This is a genomic window from Caballeronia sp. LZ035 (genome assembly GCF_031451175.1).
Lineage (GTDB): Bacteria > Pseudomonadota > Gammaproteobacteria > Burkholderiales > Burkholderiaceae > Caballeronia.
Genome location: NZ_JARUXS010000003.1, coordinates 883907 through 901612 on the forward strand (window position 1 = coordinate 883907; position 17706 = coordinate 901612).

Annotated in this window: 12 protein-coding genes and 1 pseudogene; 8 read left to right on the top strand and 5 right to left on the bottom strand. The window is 67.0% G+C overall.

Annotated features, from left to right (window positions below):
* Positions 1-322: 322 nt before the first annotated feature.
* The 8 genes and pseudogenes from QCE88_RS26940 to QCE88_RS42110 all read left to right on the top strand — a co-directional run.
* Complete coding sequence (locus tag QCE88_RS26940; protein WP_309907931.1) at positions 323-1657, top strand: LLM class flavin-dependent oxidoreductase; 1335 nt, start codon at positions 323-325, stop codon at positions 1655-1657.
* A 54-nt stretch (positions 1658-1711) separates the two neighbouring features.
* Complete coding sequence (locus QCE88_RS26945) at positions 1712-2749, top strand: ABC transporter substrate-binding protein (protein ID WP_309907932.1); 1038 nt, start codon at positions 1712-1714, stop codon at positions 2747-2749.
* The gene (locus tag QCE88_RS26950) at positions 2746-3555 is read left to right on the top strand and encodes an ABC transporter ATP-binding protein (RefSeq protein WP_309907933.1); all 810 of its coding nucleotides are present in this window, start codon (positions 2746-2748) and stop codon (positions 3553-3555) included. The genes QCE88_RS26945 and QCE88_RS26950 overlap by 4 nt, the downstream gene beginning before the upstream one ends.
* Positions 3555-4373, top strand: a complete 819-nt coding sequence (locus QCE88_RS26955; RefSeq protein WP_309907934.1) for an ABC transporter permease — start codon at positions 3555-3557, stop codon at positions 4371-4373. The genes QCE88_RS26950 and QCE88_RS26955 overlap by 1 nt, the downstream gene beginning before the upstream one ends.
* Positions 4374-4389: 16 nt before the next feature.
* Positions 4390-5187 (top strand): ABC transporter permease, encoded by a 798-nt coding sequence (locus QCE88_RS26960; RefSeq protein ID WP_309813439.1) that lies wholly within the window; start codon positions 4390-4392, stop codon positions 5185-5187.
* 28 nt (positions 5188-5215) lie between these two features.
* Positions 5216-6130 carry a sulfurtransferase gene (locus tag QCE88_RS26965; protein WP_309907935.1) on the top strand — a complete coding sequence of 305 codons (915 nt, stop codon included), beginning with the start codon at positions 5216-5218 and terminating at the stop codon, positions 6128-6130.
* 423 nt (positions 6131-6553) lie between these two features.
* Positions 6554-7393 (top strand): TauD/TfdA family dioxygenase, encoded by an 840-nt coding sequence (locus QCE88_RS26970; protein ID WP_309907936.1) that lies wholly within the window; start codon positions 6554-6556, stop codon positions 7391-7393.
* 444 nt (positions 7394-7837) lie between these two features.
* Positions 7838-8449: pseudogene (locus tag QCE88_RS42110) on the top strand (rhodanese-like domain-containing protein); the annotation flags it as partial.
* 180 nt (positions 8450-8629) lie between these two features.
* Here the strand turns inward: QCE88_RS42110 and QCE88_RS26980 are convergent.
* From QCE88_RS26980 to QCE88_RS27000, 5 genes are all read right to left on the bottom strand, one after another.
* On the bottom strand, positions 8630-10324 hold the full coding sequence (locus QCE88_RS26980; protein ID WP_309907938.1) for a cyclic peptide export ABC transporter: 1695 nt from the start codon (positions 10322-10324) through the stop codon (positions 8630-8632).
* Between the two features lie 10 nt (positions 10325-10334).
* Positions 10335-11102, bottom strand: a complete 768-nt coding sequence (locus QCE88_RS26985) for an ATP-binding cassette domain-containing protein (RefSeq protein WP_309908785.1) — start codon at positions 11100-11102, stop codon at positions 10335-10337.
* A gap of 103 nt (positions 11103-11205) precedes the next feature.
* Positions 11206-13215 carry a Fe(3+)-hydroxamate ABC transporter permease FhuB gene (fhuB, locus tag QCE88_RS26990; RefSeq protein WP_309907939.1) on the bottom strand — a complete coding sequence of 670 codons (2010 nt, stop codon included), beginning with the start codon at positions 13213-13215 and terminating at the stop codon, positions 11206-11208.
* Entirely contained in the window at positions 13208-14131 is a 924-nt protein-coding gene (locus QCE88_RS26995) for an ABC transporter substrate-binding protein (RefSeq protein WP_309907940.1), read from the bottom strand. The genes fhuB and QCE88_RS26995 overlap by 8 nt, the downstream gene beginning before the upstream one ends.
* Positions 14128-17694 carry a penicillin acylase family protein gene (locus QCE88_RS27000; protein WP_309907941.1) on the bottom strand — a complete coding sequence of 1189 codons (3567 nt, stop codon included), beginning with the start codon at positions 17692-17694 and terminating at the stop codon, positions 14128-14130. Before QCE88_RS27000 ends, QCE88_RS26995 begins: the two co-directional genes overlap by 4 nt.
* Positions 17695-17706 lie beyond the last annotated feature (12 nt).

Sequence of the window (17706 nt, forward strand, 5' to 3'; positions counted from 1 at the left end):
AGCTCCGTGAGACAGCCGCGACCGCTGGGAGAAGCCGATCGATGAAGATGACAGTATGCCAGTAGATCGCATGACATACGGCGAAGCCGGAGCGGATCGACCACGGCGTTGCATCTTCAAGCGGCACAGGTCGTCGAGACACTGCGGCAGCCTGCAAACTACGCTGCGCATCCTTTAACGACCTGACTGCTTTCAATATCTTTATTCGAGATTTGGGATAGCAGAGGGCATCGATATACTCCCGCCCCGTACGCATGACGCACCGGAACACGTCCGGTGCGAGACAGCGCTCCCCGTTTGGCCCCTTCTCTGAATCAGCACGATGTCGACCTCCCTGTCTCGCCAAATCAAGCTGGCCGCCTATGTCATGGCCGGCCCGGTCTCGGGCCATCATGGCGGCTGGCGCTATCCGTCCGCGCAACATGACATTCTGAATGTGCGCTTCTATCAGGATCTCGGCCGCCAGCTCGAAGCCGGCAAGTTCGACATGATGTTCATGCCGGACATCCAGGCGCTTCCCCGCCGTCTCGGCGACAGCCTCGACAGCCAGCTCAAGCACGGCGCGCTCGGCGCATTGCGTCTCGACCCGCTGCTCGTGCTGACTGCCATTGCCGGTAGCACCTCGCGGCTCGGTCTCGCGGCGACGATTTCGACCTCGTACTTCTCGCCCTTCCAGGTGGCGCGCTCGCTCGCGACCATGGACCACCTGAGCGCCGGACGCGCCGCCTGGAACATCGTCACCTCGTTCCAGGACGCGGAAGCGCGCAATTACGGCCTCAAGGAACAGCTCTCGCGCGATGAGCGTTATGCCCGCGCCGAGGAGTTCGTCGACGTGACGTGCAAGCTGTGGAACAGCTGGCACGACGACGCGCTCAAGTGGGACCGCGCCGCGCCCCAGTTCGCGGACCCGTCCCGTGTCGCGCCCATCGATCACCATGGCAAGTGGTTCGACGTAGCCGGGCCGCTCAATGTGAGCCGCCCGCCGCAAGGCCGCCCGGTCTTCATCCAGGCAGGCGCTTCGGATCGCGGACGAGACTTCGCGGCGAAATGGGCCGAGGTGATCTTCGTCACGCATTCGTCGATCGAGTCCGCGCAGGCGTTCTACGCCGACATCAAGGAACGCGCGCGCAAGTTCGGCCGCGACCCCGATCAGGTCAACGTGCTGCTCGGCATGGTGCCGGTGGTCGGTGAGACCGATGCGATTGCACGGGACACGCAGGCGCTGCTCGACTCGCTGTGCGAGCCGGAAGCCGGCCTGTCGACGCTTTCTTATCAGCTCGATGTCGACCTCTCGCCGTTTCCGCAAGACGAAGTGCTGCCCGATCTCGACGTCGCCGGCGTGCAGGGACACTACCGCGAAGTGGCTGAACTCACGCGCAAGCAGAACCTGTCGCTGCGCGATATCGGCAAGCGCTACGGCATCGGCCCGCTGCGCGATTTCAACGGCTCCGGCAGCACCGTGGCCGCGCGCATGCAGGAATGGTTCGACGCGCGCGCCTGCGACGGCTTCATGGTGCAGATGCCCTACCTCCCCGGCGGCGTCGAGGACTTCGTGCGCCTGGTCGTCCCCGAATTGCAGACGCGCCGCGTCTTCCGCGAAGACTACGCCGGCACGACGCTGCGCGAGCATCTCGGCCTCGACCGCCCGGCGCACTGAGCAGCCGGGACAACGCACCCGCTCCCTATAAAAACCACCGGACTACCACAAGTCATGAAGACCACTCCGCCCAACTCCAGCCGACGCCGCTTTCTCGCACAAGGCACTGCGGCGGCCGCCGCGCTGTCGTTTCCGATGATCTCGCGCGCCGCGCCGCCGACCATCCGCTATGCGAGCGCGGGCGTCGTGGGCCCCGGCGAACTGGAGACGGTGATCTTCAGCGACTGGTTCAAGGCCAACGTGCTGAAGCGTCATGGCAAGGAGTACGTGATCGAAACCACGACCGCGCGCGGCACGCCCGGCGTGGCGACGCTGCTTGCCGCCGAGCAGGCCGATCTCGGCACGCTCGCCTTCACGAGTTTCGCCACGCTGATCGGCACGGATGCAGTGCCGGGCGGCGTGAAAGCCGTCGCGGAGATCCACCGTGACGCGGTGAAAGGCTACGCGTCGAACCCCTTCGTCGTGCTGGCGGACAGTCCGATCAAGCGCATCGAGGACCTGAAGGGCAAGTCGGTCGCCGTCAACGCGTTCAACGGCAGCGTCGACATCATTCTGCGCATCGCGCTTCAGCAGCACGGCCTCGACCCGAAGAAGGACGTGCGTGTCGTCGAGATGCCGTTCGGCAACATCGGGCCGGCGCTGCGGCAGAAGCGCGTCGACTGCGGCGTGCTGGCGATGCCGTTCCAGGTGGACGAGGCGAAGCGCGGCGGCATTCGCACGCTGTTCGACGCAGTGGGCGTGGTACCGCCCTATCCGGTGTTGTTCCAGAGCGCACGCAACCGCTTCCTGCAGACGCAACCGCAAGCCGTGCGCGCGTGGCTCGCGGATTATGTCGAGGCGCAGCAGTGGATCTACGCGCCCGCGAACCGGCAGAAAGTCGTCGAACTCACCGCGGATCTCGCGAAGACGCCGGCGAAGTCGCTGGACGAATACTTCCTGACGAACAAGGACTTCTACCGCGACCCGAACGCCACCATCTCGGCGGCGAGCATCCAGCCGTCGGTCGATGCAATGAGCAAGCTGGGCTTGCTGCCGAAGCCCGTCTCGGTCGCGTCGTTCGTTGACGCCTCGTACCTGCCGCGTCGCGCATGAACGCCGTCTTGCAGCGCGCGGACGCCATCGCCATCGAAGGCGTGTCCAAATGGTTCGACAAGGACGGCGCGCGTACCACGGCGCTCGACGGCGTCGACCTGCACGTCGCGCCAGGTTCGCGCGTGGCGCTGGTCGGCGCGTCGGGCTGCGGCAAGAGCACGCTGCTCTATGTGGTGGGCGGCTTCGTCGAGCCGAGCGCGGGCACGGCCAGCGCATTCGGCGCACGGATCGACGGGCCGGGGGTCGAGCGCGGTGTCGTGTTCCAGGAATACGCGCTGTTTCCCTGGCTGACGGTGGCCGACAACATCGCGTATGGATTGCGGCGCAAGGGCGTGAGCAAGCGTGAGACCGCACGGATCGTCGAGCGTTACATCGCCCGCATGCATCTGCAGGGCTTCGAGCATCATTACCCGCGCGATCTCTCGGGCGGCATGCGCCAGCGCGTCGCGCTCGCACGCACCTTCGCCACCGAGCCGCCGATCCTTCTACTGGACGAGCCGTTCGGCGCGCTCGACGCGCAAACGCGCGAATACATGCAGGATGCCCTGCTCGATTTATGGAACGCGTCGGAAAACACGCTGCTGCTGGTCACGCACGACATCGACGAAGCGGTGTATCTGTGCGACACCGTGTACGTGATGTCGCGCCGGCCGGGACGCATCGTGAAACGCATCGACGTGGATCTCGATCATGGCGAGGGCCGCGAATCGATCATGCTGTCCGAACGTTTCCGTGAACTGCGCAACGAAGTGTGGCTCGCAGTGCGCGACCAGGTGCGCGGTCACGACGACGAGGCGCACCGCTGATGTTCACCGCGCTCGCCCGCCGCGAAGAAGTGGCGAAACCGCTGACCGGCGTGCTGTCCGTGCTCGCGTTCCTGCTCGCGTGGGAAACCGCCGCGCGCCTCGAATTGTTTCCGCAAGGCTTCGTGCCCGCTCCCGCCGAGGTGTGGCGCGCGGGTCTGCATCTGATCCGCAGCGGCGAACTCTTCGGCAATCTCTGGTCGACCGTATGTTCGGCCGCACTCGGTCTCGCGGCCGGAAGCGTGCTCGGCTGTCTCCTCGGCATGGCGATGGCGCTGTGGCCGCGCTTCGACGTACTCGTGTCGCCGCTCGTGCGCTGCACCTACGCGCTGCCGAAGACCACGCTGATTCCGCTGCTGGTGCTCTGGTTCGGCGTGGGCGGCGCGACCAATGTCGTGGTGGTGGCCGTCACCGCGATGCTGCCGCTCATCGCCTACACGCTGCGCGGCACCCGCGACGTGCCGCAGGTGCTGATCTGGAGCGCGCGGACGCTCGGCACGCCGCCGCTGCAGATTGTCTGGCGCGTGCTGTTGCCCGCCGCGCTGCCGCAGGTGCTCGCGGGTGTGCGCGTGGCGCTCGGGCTTTCGGTGCTCGTCGCCGTGTCTTGCGAGATGATCGTCTCCAATCAGGGCATCGGCAAACTGATGCTTCAGTACGGCGAGCAGGGCAGCTATGACTATCTGCTCGCCGGCCTCGTCGCGGCAACGCTGGCCGCGTGGCTGGCGGACATCGCGTTGCGCGGCATCTCCGCGCGGCTGCTGCGCTGGCATGAAAGCAGTGCAACGGCCCGCCCGCGCCGCGCCCGGCGTGCCACGTCCTGAAACCGATCGAGTTTGCATGCCTTCGCTCCGCCTGACGTCCTCCTCCGCGCCGACCTTGCCTCGTATCGGCGAGTTCATCCGTCGCGCCTGCCTCACCGCCCTGCCGATTGCCGGCGTGCTGGCGCTCTGGCAACTCGCCGTCTCGCTCGGCTGGGTGCGCGCGATTTTCCTGCCGCCGCTGCCCGCCGTATGGGATGCGCTGACCGGCATCGTGACGACGTCCCTCATCGCCGACACGCTCGGCACCAGCGTGCTGCGCGCGGTCTTGGGTGTGGCGCTTGCCGCGGCCGTCGGCATTCCGGTCGGCTTCGCCATTGCCGAAGTGCGCTGGCTACGCTGGTGGTGCGAGCCCTATGTTGCCTTCGGCTATCCGCTGCCGAAGATCGCGCTGGTGCCGGTCATCACGGTCTGGTTCGGCGTGGCGGACTTGTCAAAAGTGGTGCTCGTCTTCGCCACCTGTGTCTTTCCGTTCTTGCTCGCCGCGCAGTCCGGGGCCGCACTGGTGCCGCAGAAACTGCGCTGGGCCGCGCTCGCGCTCGGCACGCGTCGCCACGAACTGTTCCGCCGCGTGATCCTGCCCGCCAGCGTGCCGTCGCTCATCACCGGCTTGCGAGTGGCATTTCCCGTCGGGCTGATTACCGTGTTCACGGCCGAGATGGTGTCGGGCGGCGGGCTCGGCGAAGCCATCGTGCAGGCGCAGCGCTATTTCCAGTCCGCGCAGGTCTATGCCTACGTCATTCTGACGATGATCGTCGGCTACCTGGCGGATCAATTCATCGCCTGGCTGCAACGGCGTCTCGCGCCAAGTGCCTGAGCTCGCCGGCGCTTCTCCGGAGTAGTCCATGTCCGACTCGCAGCACCACTCAAACACCGCGCAAGGTCATCGCGCACCCGGCTTTCTCGTCGATACCGCGTGGCTCGCCGCTCACCTCGGCTGCCCCGACCTCCGTCTGTTCGACTGCAGCGCAACCATGCAGGTCGACCCTGTCATCCAGCAGCGCGTGCATCCCGAGCGAGAAGCTTTCGAGGCCGCGCATATTCCTGGGGCGCATTTCATCGACATCGAGGCTGATCTCTCCGACCGCTCGCATCAAGTGCATCTGATGCTGCCGCCGCGCGACGCATTTGCCCAGGCCATGTCGACACTCGGCGTGTCGAACGACAGCCTCGTCGTCATCTACAGCACGAGCAACATCTGGTGGGCCACACGCGTCTGGTGGATGCTGCGCGTCTATGGCTTCGACAATGCTCACATCCTCGATGGCGGCCTCGCCAGGTGGCGGGCCGAGGGACGTGCACTCGAAGCGGGACCTTCCGCGCCGGCCGCACCAGGGCGCTTCGTGGCCTCGCCGGCGCGTCGGCTCGTCGCCGGGCGTGATGACGTGCTGAGCGCGATCGGCGCGCCGCACACGCGCATCGTCAACGCGCTGAGACCCACGCAATACAGCGGAGAAGAAGCGCCGCGCAAGGGGCGGCGCGGGCACATCGAGAGCAGCATCAACGTCCCGGCCGGTTCGCTGCTCGACGCCGACAGCGGTTGCCTGCTCGATGATGCGGCGTTGCAGGCCGTGTTCGGATCAGCGGGGATCGAGCCTTCGCAACGGGTCATTGCCTATTGCGGCGGTGGAGTGTCGGCAAGCCTCGACGTGTTCGCGCTGACCAAGCTCGGTTACAAGGACGTCTTGCTCTACGACGCGTCGCTCGGCGAGTGGGGATCGGACGACAGCTTGCCGATGCAGGTCGAGCCGACCGCTTGAGTGGAGTGTCCCTCAGGACGAGCAATAGACGCTATCTCGGGCGAGCTCGCCCTCATGCAGTCCGGCGGCATCCATCGCCGCACGTTGAGAAGACACGCAACCGGTGCGCGATATCGTCATCGCGCACCGGGCGTTTTCATATGAACCCGTCGTTCCGTGATGCCCTCTCCGCAGGCTTCTTCATCAGAACCGATGCAAACCACATCTGCTGTCGATTGATATCGACATTCCTTTTGCTCGTTTAGATTTTTTGGGTGCGCACGTCATCATCGGGTGTTTGCCGCCTTGTCGGCTCTGCATCGGATCGAGACGCCGGACGGCCTCACGGCGGTCATCAGGCTGGAGCAACCGTACAGCGCGGGTTTTCCTTTCAAGCCCGGTTCGCACGATCCCGACCACGCACATCAAACGAGGAGCACCGTCATGCTTGATACAACGTACGAAACCATTTCCGTGCAACCGCTTACGCGGCATATCGGCGCGTTGATCGGCCGCATCGATCTGACGCAGCCGCTCGTACCGCAGCAAGTGGCGGACGTGCGCCGAGCGCTGCTGGCGCACCAGGTGATCTTCCTTCGCGATCAGCCCATCACGCTCGATCAGCACCTTGCGTTCGGCCGGCACTTCGGCTCGCTGCATATCCACCCGAACAGTCCCGGACCGGACGGATATCCGGAGATCCTCACCATCCATAGCGATGCCGGCACGAAGCGGGTGGCCGGCGACCGCTGGCACAGCGACGTCTCCTGCGACGAAGCTCCGCCGATGGGCAGCATCCTGCATTTGCACACCCTGCCTTCGCATGGCGGCGACACCCTCTTTTCAAGCTCATACGCGGTGTATGAGTCACTGTCGCCCGGCTTGCGCAGGTATCTCGAAGGCCTGACGGCGACGCACGATGGCGAGCCAACCTATCGGCAGCGCAATCGGCTGCGCGGTATCGACGATACCGGCAAGCGCTTTCCCAAAGCGTCACATCCCGTGGTGCGCACGCACCCCGAGACGGGCCGCAAGGGCGTGTTCGTGAATTCGAACTTCACCACGCATATCGACAATGTGCCTGCCGCCGAGAGCGACGGCATCCTGCGGCTGCTGTTCGAGCGCTTCGCCTCACCCGAGTTTCAGGTGCGCTTTCGCTGGGAGCCGGACTCGATAGCCTTCTGGGACAACCGCGCGGTGCAGCATCTTGCAGTATGGGACTACTACCCGGAGGTGCGTTCGGGATATCGCGTGACCATCAATGGAGACAAGCCGTTCCTGTGAGCACGCGGTCGCGGTCGCATCCGGGCATCCGGCGAAACAAGAGATAAGCAATGCATCATAACTACGTTCAACCCGGCGACGAAGCGGACTAGGATCGAGACTTGTGGTGAACGACGAGCGCATCAGCCCGTTCACCCGTCCGGAAGACTGGGGTGCATCCTGCCCCAGCTTATTGATCTCACGTCAGCGCAGGTGCTCATCGATGATTTCCTACCATAACGGCGCTGCGATTCAGGCCTCCGCGGTTCGCCTGGGCAACCTGTTCATTGCGCGCGCCTCGATTCTCGAGGAAGACGGTGAAGCCACTTCCTTGGGCGATCTCGGCGTCTTCGCCAATAGTCAAGGCGCCTGCCGGTTCGCCGTCCGCTGCGCGGCAGCGTTCATCAACGGCGAAAACATGCCGCTTCCTCCCTGCCGGATTGCAACGGCCTGACCCCGCGCATCATGGGCCATCGAATCGCGCCGCGTCCGGACGCGCACACGCTCGCCGCCGCACGTGAACTGGCCGGCGCGGCGGCGCAGCGCGCCAAGGTTCCGTTCATCGATCTGCAGGAACTCGCCGCGCTCGACAAGGAAAGCGCGCAGCGCACGCTGTATTGCTTCGATGTGCGCGACCCGCTGGAATACGAAGCCGGCCACCCGGCAGGCTGGCGCTCGGCGCCCGGAGGTCAGCTCGTGCAGGCCACGGACGAATACGTCTGCACGCTGCATGCACGCGTCGTGCTGCGCGACGACGACGGCGTACGCGCCCGCATGACCGCGTCGTGGCTGAAGCAGCTTGGTTATCTCGATGTTCGCGTGCTCGACGATACATCGAGCGCCGCACTTACCGCCGCAGCCTTCGACACCGGCCCCGAACCGCGCCGGGTCCGGCCGCACGGCAAGCGCACGCGCTGGGTCGAGGCGGATCAGCTTGCCCGTGACCTCGACGAAGCGCGGGTGCAGCTCATCGACATCGACGCCAGCCTGGCATTCCGGCGTGGGCACGTCAAAGGCGCGGTGTTCGTCGCGGCGAGCGCACTGCGCGAACGGTTGAGCGAATTCACGCTGCAAAAGCCTGTGGTGCTGACTTCCGGCGACGGCGTATCGGCCGGTCTCGTCGCGGCTGAACTCGCCGCCATCCCACCACCGTCACTGTCGCCGCGCCATTCGAGCAACTCGACGCTTCACCATCGCCCGAGTCGTCGAATGGTTGCACCCCACCAACCCATACGACACCGTATTACCCCACCCCAATCAAGTCGTGTACGAAAACATGCTGCCCGCTTCCACGCGCACGATGCGCCCCTGTTCCAGCCGGATAACCCGATCGGCCTGCTCGAAGTATCGATCGTCGTGCGAGATGACGATCAGCGTCTTACCCTGCCGCTTCAAATCCGGCAGCATTTCCGTGTAGAAGAAGCGGCGAAACGTCGGGTCCTGATCGGCGGCCCATTCGTCCAGCACCATCCACGGCCGGTTCTCGAGATAAGCGTGCACCAGCGCGAGCCGCTTGCGCTGCCCGGCCGACAGGTCGATGGTCGAGAACGCGCCGCCCTCGATGCGTACCTTGTGAGCCAGTTCCAGCTTCTCGAGATAGCCCTGCGCGCGCCTGACCGTGTCCGGATCGCTCGCAACGAGATCGTCGAAAAGGTGGTAGTCGGAAAAGACCGCGGAAAATTGCTGGCGATAATCGTCGAGCCGGTCGTCGGGAATCGGCCGGCCATCGGCAAGCAACTGACCTCGGCCCGGCGTATAGAGCGACAACAGCAGCTTCACCAGCGTGGTCTTGCCGCAGCCGTTCTCACCGACGATGAACAGCGTTTCTCCGCGACGAATCTCCAGGTCGACCGGCCCCAGTTGAAACGGCGCGGCATCGCCGACAGCCGGAAACGCATGAACCGCCCCACGCAGCGCAATGCTCTGCAGCGGCGCGACGGATGAAGCAGGCGACGCGATGTCGCGATCCAGCAGGCGCGGTTCGCGATTCTCGAACTGGGAAGACAACTCGGCGATGCGCCGGAACGACACGCGCGCCTGAATCAGCGCGGGCACGCCGCCTGCAATCTGTTCGATGGGCCCGCGAATGTAGAGCAACACGATCACGAAGCCGCTCACCACTTTGGAATCCACGCCGAGCCGGTCTTGCAAGACAAGAATGATCCCGATCACCATGAAGAACAGCGTCGTGCCGACCGCGCCCGTCGCATAAAAAAGCCGCATCGCGCGAATCTTCAGATCCGCGATGGTGTCCGCCGCCCCCGACAACTGCTCGCCATACACGCGCGCGCGCCGTTCGCGGCTCAGCCGCAATTCCTTCGCGCCTTCGGTGATCGCCCGGTACTGCTTCTGCAGCGCATCCTGCGCGCCGCGCACGCCCTGATAATGATGATCCCAGCGCAACGACGCGTAATGGTTGATGCCCAGTCCCCCGAGGATCGCTGCCAGCGCCAGCAGGAACAACAACGGCGACAGCACCAGCATGTACACGATGCAGCCCATCGCGATTGCCAGCGCCACTGCGAAGCTCGGAAAGTTGAAGGTGAACGCGCTCACGGTATCGACATCGCTGTTGAGCGTGGCCAGCAGCCGGTGCACCCGATAGCGTTCCACTGCCGCAATTGGCGCGCACACGATGCGCGCGGAAATATCCTTGCGCAAGGACGCGATGATCTTCTGTCCGATCATGCTGTTGCCCACGCCGGAAATCGCGTTTCCCGCCAGCGCAATCGCACACAAGCCGATAAAGGTCGCGACGGTGCGCCCGGAGATACCGCCCGGCGCGTGCAGGCCGTCGTTGATGGCGGCCAGCAGCCAGGCCGTCGCCAGACCCGCGAGGCCGCCCATCGTCGTGGCGAACAGGCTCAGGTGCCAGAACGGACGGAACAGCCGGAACAGCTCCCGTCCGAAGTGAACCTCGGGCTTGTCTTCGTGTTGCAAAGTGTCGCTCATGTAGAACCCTTTATCGGACCATGCACACCGGCTCGCCGGTATGCGGATGTGGCATGACTTCCATCGCGATGCCGTAAATTTCTTCGAGACGCGCCGCCGTCATGATCTCGGCCGGCGTGCCGCGCGCGCACAGCTTGCCGCCGCGCAGCGCGATGATTTCGTCGCAAAAGCGCACCGCTATGTTGATGTCGTGCAGCACGACCACCACGCCCAGCCCCCGCGCTCGCGACAACTCGCGCACTAGCGACATGACCTCGACCTGATGCGCGACATCCAGCGCCGAGATCGGCTCGTCGAGCAGCAGACAGTCCGCGTTCTGCGCGACCAGCATTGCCAGCCAGACACGCTGGCGCTCGCCGCCTGACAGCGTATCGACGAGACGGCCCGCGAAACGATCGACGCCGGTGAGCGCCATGGCCTCCTCCACCTTCTCGCGGTCTTCCCGCGAGAAACGGCCTAGCGCGCCATGCCAGGGATGGCGGCCGAAGCGCACCAGCTCGTGGACCAGAATGCCCGCGGCCGAAGGCGTGTACTGCGGCAGATAGGCAAGTCTGCGCGCGAGCGCGCGTCCCGGCCACCGGTCGAGGCGCTCGTGCTCGAAGCGGATCTCGCCCTGCGCCGGTTCATGCTGCCGCGCGAGCAGTTTGACGAGGGTCGACTTGCCCGAACCGTTGTGGCCGATCAGTCCGATCACGCGATGCGCCTCCAATGCGAGCGACAACGGATGCAGCAGCACGCGCCCCGGCACGGCGAAGCTGACATCGCGCAGCTCGAACATCGGCGACGGCGGCGGCGCACCGGGCGGCGCGGCGTCGTGGCGAGACGGGTCGTCGAGGACGGAAAGTAAAGTCATGAATGATCCGGATCATGTGAAAGGCGCATCAGGCGCGCTCTCGCCAGAGCAGCAGCAGAAAGTACGGACCGCCGACGAAAGTCGCGAGCAGCCCGGCGGGGATCTGATACGGAAACAGCAGGTTGCGGCCCAGCCAGTCGGCGACGACCAGCATCGCGCCGCCCAGCAGCGCCGCGCCGCTCACCTGGGCGACAGGCCGGCGCAGGCCGAGCAGCCGCGCGATGTGCGGCGCCATCAGGCCGATGAACGAGATCGGCCCGATGATGAGCGTGGCCGCGGCCGTCAGCATCGCCGCGAGCAGCAGCAGGGCCAGGCGTGTGCGCCCCACGTCGATGCCCAGGCTGCGCGACAGCGGCTCGCCCAGCGGCAAAATATCCAGCGCGCGAGCCGCGAGCAGCACCGCGGGCAACACGATCGCGCCAGCGCCGAGCGCCGCGAGGGCGTCGTGCATTTGCACGCGGTAGGTGGAACCGGCCATCCACACCATCAGGATCGACATGCGAGGGTCGCCGCTCGCCATCAGCAGCGACGTCAGCCCGCTGAACACCGTGCCAATCGCGATGCCCGTCAGCACCAGCCGCTCCGGCGAAAATCCGCTGCGACGCGACTGCATGAACAACGCGGCAAGTGCCAGCAGCGCGCCCGCCGAGGCGGCAGCGAACTGCATCGCGGCGCTCGGCGCGGCAACCGCGAACAACAGCACGATCAAGCCGAGCGACGCGCCCGACGAAATGCCGAGAATCTCCGGACTGGCCATCGGATTCGACGTCAGGCGCTGAATCACGATGCCCGCCACGGCGAGCATCGCCCCGGCGGCGAGCGCGCCGAGCACGCGCGGTGCGCGCAAGGCGGCGAGCGGTCCGAGCGTGTCGAAGGCATCGACATGCCAGCCGTCGAGTCCGCGCGATATCAGCAGCGCACCGGCAATCACCACGGCCAGGCCGAGCAACATCGCGGCGATGCGTCCGGCCGGCAGCGTGGCGCGCGTGCCCTGCGGGGGCGCATCGTTGCGAATGTCGTGCGGCGTGTCGTGCAGTTGGGGCAACAGCCATAACAGCAGCGGCGCCCCCAGCAGCGCGGTGGCCACTCCGGTCGGAATCTCGGTGAAGCGATGCGCGACGATCTGCACGGCCTGATCCGCCACCCACAGCAGCAGCCCGCCGACCAGCGCGCCCCAGCTGAGCCGCGCGCCCAGCGTGCGCGCCCCGGATAGCCGCGCCAGCGCGGGTCCGGCCAGCCCGATGAAGCCGATCACACCGAGCGCGCTGACCACCCACGCCGACAGCGCCGTACCCAATGCGAGCGCGCCCAGCCGCAGGCCTCGCAGCGAGACGCCCAGCCCGCGTGCGGCCGAATCGCCTACCGCGAGGACCGACAAGGGCCGCGCGAGCAGCATGATCGCCACGCAGGACAGTGCGACGCGCGGCAGCAGATGCAGCACGATCGACCAGCTATTTTGATTGAGCGCGCCCGATTGCCAGACGAACACGCTGATCAACCCGTCCGAGAAAACCAGCGACAGGACCGACCCCACCGCGCCGGCGCACAGCGTGATGACCAACCCCGCCAGAATCAGCACGAGCGGCGAAAGCGTATGCCTCCAGGCGATCGCGAATACCACGGCAAAGGCCGCCGCTGCGCCGCCCATGGCCACGGCGTCGCGGCCGTCGAGCAACAGCGACGGAAACCATATCGCCGCGGCCGTCACCGCGACGCTTGCGCCTGCGGCGACGCCGAGTGTCGTCGGCTCGGCGAGCGGATTGCGCAGCACATGCTGGAACAGCGCGCCCGCCAGCGCCAGCGCCGCGCCCGCCAGCAGCGACACCGCCAGACGCGGCAGAAACGAATACAGGATCACGACGCGATGCATGTCGTCGGCATCGGCGGAAGGCAGGAGACCGGCCCATCCTGCAGCGGGCAGCGCGGCGTGCAGATTCGCCCATGTCAGCGCGAGCGCCAGCGCGAGCAGCGCCAGCACGAGCGGCCATGGCGAGCGGGCGTGCCTGCGCGGCATCGTGGTGGCCGCCGTGCTAGACATGCCGATACTCCGGTCGTCGTGCGAGGCCCTGCAATCCCTGCAGAAAAGTATGGGCCGCCGGATACGAACTATAGAGATCGACCAGCGGAATGCGGAATACCCGCCCCCTGCGCACCATCGGCAGGCGATTCCAGAACGGGCTCGCCGCAAGCTCGGCGAGCGCGGCCGTGGTGCCCGCGCCGAAGTCGACGACGATGACATCGGCGTCCGGCGCTTCAGCGAGCGCTTCGACGCCCGTCACCGCGAAACCATAGGTGTTGGTCGGACGCGTCCACGCGTTCGGCAGGCCGAGGCGACGCATCACGTCGAACATCATGCTGTTGCGTCCGTACACGACCATCGAGCGTCCACCGCCATTCAGCGTCACCAGAAACGCCGGCCGCAGCGGTGCGCCTGCCGCGCCCAGCGCCGCGGCGGTGCGCTCTGTCAACGCATCGACGTCCGCCATGTAGGCCGTGGCCTGCGGCTCGCGTCCGGTTAATGCGGCTGCGCGTCGGAAGCCCGCTGCAGCGCGCTCGAACGCACCGGTCTCGCCGTTGTAGATCTCGAGATGCAGCACCGGCGCGATCGAGGCGATACGCTCACGCGCTGACGGCAGCGTCGTCACCGTCACACATTGATTGATCCGGAGCGCGAGCATCAGTTCGAGATTCGGTTCGTTGGGATCGCCGCAGTCGGCGATGCCCGGCGGCATGGGCGGCTGGCCGCCCATCGCGTCGTAGAACGACTTGTCGACGCCCGCCACCGGCTGCACGCCGAGCGCCAGCAACGTCGACGTGGCCGCGCGGTCTGGCGCCAGGATCCGCAGCGGCCCGACGCCGTTGAATACCCGCGCGATGGCGGGCGAAGGAACCGGCAAGGCCGAGCCGAGCGCCGCCGCGCACAGCAGGCGGCGTCTGGTCCGGGAAAGAGTCATTCGGTACGGCATGAAGCAGGCATTCCGTTGGTGTCGGTGAGTGTCGATGCGAGCCGTGCGCGCCAGACGCCGCGCTCCCGCACCGTGGCCTGCGGGGCCGGTGCAAAGCGCGCGAGCGCCACGCCCGCACGGTCGCTGAAGGTGATGGCATCGTCCGCGCCGGCCTGAGCCAGCACGATATCCGAGACCCGCAGATGCAGTGCGAAGTCGCGCGATTGCACGCTCAGCCAGCCGTCGCCGATATCGTGGACACGCGTGAGCCGCGCCGCATGCGACTGCACGGCGCCGTCGTTGGCGACACGGCTGGCGAGCGGCAGATGCGCGTCCAGCGCTGCAGTCAACAATGCCAGCGCCGCCAGCCGGGCATCCGGACCGCGTGCCTGCGCCGTGCAGCCGAGCACCGCACTACGCAACGCCACGCTCTGCAAGGCGGGAAGCGCCGCGTGTTCCCTATGCTCCGGCGTCGCGTCCGGATGAAATTCGGCCGATTGATCGTCGGCGCGATAAGTCGACACGAATGCGGCATACGCACCGGCGCGCGCGTCATCGACGACATGGATCTTGGCGACGTTGTGCCCCGCACCATCGAAGAACTGCAATTGGCGGTACGGTTCGCGGGTTGGGCCATAGTAACGCGTCACCGCGAACGCCTCCTTCCAGACGCCGGGATCGGGGCGCAAGTCGAGTTGCTGCGGATCGCGCGCGGCAACATGCAGCGGCCGGCCGCGCCGGTCGAAATACGGTGTCGTGGCATCGACCGTACGCTCGCTGATGCCGCTGTCGGTACGCACCATCACTTCCAGTTTGCCGAGCGTTTGCACATGGGCGAGCAGCGCGTCGATGTCGCGCGGCGACGCCCGCAGCCGCACGACGTCCCGCCCCACTTCAGTCGCGACCAGCGCGGCCTCGGGCGTGTCCAGCCACTGCGCCGCCTCGCGCGACGGCAGCCGCCCGCGCAGCGCCGCCCAGCGTTCGGCGAGCGACGCCGGCGCCACGGCGGAGGGCGCCGAACGCGCATCGACGATCAGCGGCGCGCCCGCATCCGATGCAGCGAACGACTGCGTGCTCCATTCCTGATCGGCGTAGCGCAAGAGCCCGTCGCCGTAACGCGGTGACGCCGGATCGTCCGATTGCGCGGCGGCCATCAGCGTTCTGGCATTGACTGCGCCGTCTGCCCCGAACGACACGACCTGCAAATACGTATTGGCGTTCGCGTGCGCATCCAGCACCTTGCCGCCCGTCTCGATGCGCCGCTCCGAACAGGCCGCCGTGAAGTAGCCGTCGCCGTCGCAGCCGCCGAACAGGCCGATCCGTACGCCGTTGCGCCGGACGAACAGCGTGTCTGCCCGCTCGGCGTCGATTGCGAAGCCGCCCTGCTCGATCCGCAGGACCGCAACCGCCAGCATGCGCGCGAGCGTCGCGCCGTCGACCTTGAGGCCAGCGGGCGTGTCGAGCGGACGCGCTGCATCGAACGGCACCGCGGCGCGGGCCGCATCGGGCAGCGTATCGATGCGCGTCCACCAGGCATCCCAGAGTGTCGCGCCGCGCGCATCGGCGCGTGCGGTGTCGTTCCAGTCCCGCAGCACGCGGCAGGCGGGCGCAATGTCGATATCGCGGGCCGCGATGTCCTCGCCGCCCGCCGGATCGCGGTCGACGCGCACTTCGCGGCGTCCCGCTGCATCGGCGCTGACCGCATTGCAGGCGGCGTCGAGCGCGTCGCGCTTGTAGAGCGTCGCGGACATCGAGCGGCTGTCGAGCGCCATCGACCGCAAGGTGGCGGGATTCGCGCCTCGTCCGGGCAATCCGTCCGTGCCGGCGATGCGCTGCTGCGCCATGCGCAGACCGAGGCGCGCGCGCAGGCCCGGGTCGCTGCGTTCTGCGCCAGTCACCGCGTCGTAGCCTGTCAGTGGCTGGGCCGGATTGGCCAGCCAGTGCGTATTGTTCATGTTCGCCACGAAGTCACGCCGCAGCAGTTGTGGCTGCCGGTCCGCTGGCATCGCGCCGGCCTGCGGCGAGCCCTGGTCGGTACGCCAGTCGCAGGCCGTGCGCGAGCCGTCGAGAAACGGCACGCCCGGCGCGCCCGCGGCAAACGCATGGCCGATGGGTGTCGTGCATGCCGCAGCGAGTGCATCGGGCACGTTCGGCACCGCGCCGATATCGGCGTACCACACGCGCGGATCGTCGCGCCCGATGGCGACCGTGTTCACCCACGGCACCGCCGCCTCGCGGGTCTGGATGGCACGGAACTCATCCAGCGAACGCGCCCGCCCCCAGGCCAGAAAATTCTCGAACACGCGATAGTTGGCCGCGTTGATGTCGCGGATCGCGAACGCCTGCCTGCCCTGCCAGCGCATCGCGGGCGAGTAGCCGGACAAATCAGCTATCGGACCGAACGCGGTCCGGTAGAGCGTGCGCCGCACCGTCGTCAGCGTGCCGTCGGGCGCGCGCGCCTGGACGGCGATCGGCACGGGCGTCATCGCGACGCGCTGGCCGTCGCGCAGATACGTCGTCGGCGAGTCGTCCGCGAGCGTCAGCTGAAACACGCCGAAGCGGCGCGCCGCCGACACCGTATGCGTCCAGGCGACGTCGCGGTTGAAGCCGATCATCACGACCGGCACGCCGAGCATCGCCACGCCGCTGACATCGAGCTTGCCCGGTAGCGACAGACGCATCTGATAGAACTTGTCCGGCCCTTCGAGGAACCAGTGCGGATTGCCGAGGAGAACCGCATGGCCATCGCTGCTGCCCTCCGCGCCGAAGGCCAGCGCATTGCTGCCGATGCCATGTCCGCCGCCGACCGCGAGCGATTCGCCCGCGACCGCGCGCGTGACGCCGGCGAGCGTCGCGGCGGCCGTTCCATCCGAGTGCTGCACGCCCTTGGCAGGAGACGCGGGCGCGCTATCCGGCTTGCCTGCCGAGGGCGGCCGGGCATTGGCGATGCGGGCGGCGAAACGCGCCTCGCCGCCCGCGAGGTTGGCGGCGAACAGGCGGCGGTACACATCGTCCGCGTCGATCTCGCCGACCCAGCCGGCGCCACGGCATGCCGCGTTTGCATGTGCAGCCGTGCCGCTGCGCCAGTCGCGCACGTAGCGGTTGTAGCCAGCGGCGAAGCCGTCGACCATCTCGCGGATCGCGGGCGGCTGCGCCGCGCGGTAGGCCTGCACTTTGGCGGCGTCATCGACCAGCCGAAAGTAGAAGTCGGAGTCGAGATTGCCGATGTCGCCGAGCGTCGACGCCGTCGGCTGCCTGGCGTCGGCCCCGAACCAGCGCGAGCGCTCCCCGCGATATGTGACAAACGCCGCTGCGAGCGTGCACAGATTGTCGGCCGCCTGCGCATACGCCGCGCCCCAGCCAAGACTGCCCCAATCGTTGGCGACGATGTGCGGCACCCCATCCGGCGCACGCGTGATTTCAGCCCGGTACGCCGGCGCGGACTGTGGCTGATCTCGCGCCGGGTCCTGCGCCGCAGCGGCTTCCTCGCGATGAGCGGCGCAGGCCGCAAGCCCCGCGCACAGGGTCAACGAGACGGCGAGTGTCAGCCACGGTGTGCTTGCCTCTTTCAATTCGATATCCTC

What these genes read in the sequence shown, in the direction of transcription:
- QCE88_RS26940 (WP_309907931.1), top strand. Translation starts at nt 323, where the DNA reads ATGTCGACCTCCCTGTCTCGCCAAATCAAGCTGGCCGCCTATGTCATG.
- QCE88_RS26945 (WP_309907932.1), top strand. Translation starts at nt 1,712, where the DNA reads ATGAAGACCACTCCGCCCAACTCCAGCCGACGCCGCTTTCTCGCACAA.
- QCE88_RS26950 (WP_309907933.1), top strand. Translation starts at nt 2,746, where the DNA reads ATGAACGCCGTCTTGCAGCGCGCGGACGCCATCGCCATCGAAGGCGTG.
- QCE88_RS26955 (WP_309907934.1), top strand. Translation starts at nt 3,555, where the DNA reads ATGTTCACCGCGCTCGCCCGCCGCGAAGAAGTGGCGAAACCGCTGACC.
- QCE88_RS26960 (WP_309813439.1), top strand. Translation starts at nt 4,390, where the DNA reads ATGCCTTCGCTCCGCCTGACGTCCTCCTCCGCGCCGACCTTGCCTCGT.
- QCE88_RS26965 (WP_309907935.1), top strand. Translation starts at nt 5,216, where the DNA reads ATGTCCGACTCGCAGCACCACTCAAACACCGCGCAAGGTCATCGCGCA.
- QCE88_RS26970 (WP_309907936.1), top strand. Translation starts at nt 6,554, where the DNA reads ATGCTTGATACAACGTACGAAACCATTTCCGTGCAACCGCTTACGCGG.
- QCE88_RS26980 (WP_309907938.1), bottom strand. Translation starts at nt 10,324, where the DNA reads ATGAGCGACACTTTGCAACACGAAGACAAGCCCGAGGTTCACTTCGGA.
- QCE88_RS26985 (WP_309908785.1), bottom strand. Translation starts at nt 11,102, where the DNA reads ATGTTCGAGCTGCGCGATGTCAGCTTCGCCGTGCCGGGGCGCGTGCTG.
- fhuB (WP_309907939.1), bottom strand. Translation starts at nt 13,215, where the DNA reads ATGTCTAGCACGGCGGCCACCACGATGCCGCGCAGGCACGCCCGCTCG.
- QCE88_RS26995 (WP_309907940.1), bottom strand. Translation starts at nt 14,131, where the DNA reads ATGACTCTTTCCCGGACCAGACGCCGCCTGCTGTGCGCGGCGGCGCTC.